Genomic DNA, 640 nt, shown 5'->3' on the forward strand with positions numbered 1-640 from the left:
ATGATTAGTGGCGTGTTTAAGCACCTAATTTAGCAAATAAAAACCGAATAGAAAATCCGCGAGGATTTTCGTAAGTAGGCAAGAACCAGCCATTAATTATACACGGTGTTGCCACACGTTTTTATTCCGCAATGGTTATTCCGTTTTTCATTTCTTTTTCACTCGGTTTCTCAAACCAAGTTTCCATAAAATCAAAATTTTCTTTGCTAACCTCGAATTCAAATGTTTCTCCTTTTTCGGTATTTCTTTTCATTACTCTTTTCAGCCGAGTTTCTTTTGAAATATCCAATAAATGAATTTTCAGTTCGTATCCTTTCGATTCCGCAAACTTTCTAAACTTCTCCCGATGCTCGAATTTTGAAAGTCCCAAATCCAGAATAGAGTCAGTTTTTGCGTTTTCTAATTGCGTTACTAATTCCATTATCATTTCTTCCGCTCTGTCAATTCTTTCTAAAAACCATTCTAATCCGTCAGTAGGTTTTTTGTCGGGCAGAAATAAAGTCTTGTTCCACTTGTCAATCGAAAATATTATTCCGTTATTTTTTTCTTTTAATTCCGCTGAATAGGTTGTTTTTCCAGAACCAGTATTTCCAACTATCAGATTAATCATTTACGATGTTTTTTTTTAATGTGTGGCAAC

At 34.1% G+C, this 640-nt stretch carries 1 protein-coding gene; it reads right to left on the minus strand.

Annotated features, from left to right (window positions below; genetic code table 11):
* Positions 1-121: 121 nt before the first annotated feature.
* The gene (locus tag HSX10_RS18645) at positions 122-610 is read right to left on the minus strand and encodes a P-loop nucleotide/nucleoside kinase family protein (RefSeq protein ID WP_173589765.1); all 489 of its coding nucleotides are present in this window, start codon (positions 608-610) and stop codon (positions 122-124) included.
* Positions 611-640: the final 30 nt, after the last annotated feature.

The organism is Winogradskyella undariae (genome assembly GCF_013285155.1).
Lineage (GTDB): Bacteria > Bacteroidota > Bacteroidia > Flavobacteriales > Flavobacteriaceae > Winogradskyella > Winogradskyella undariae.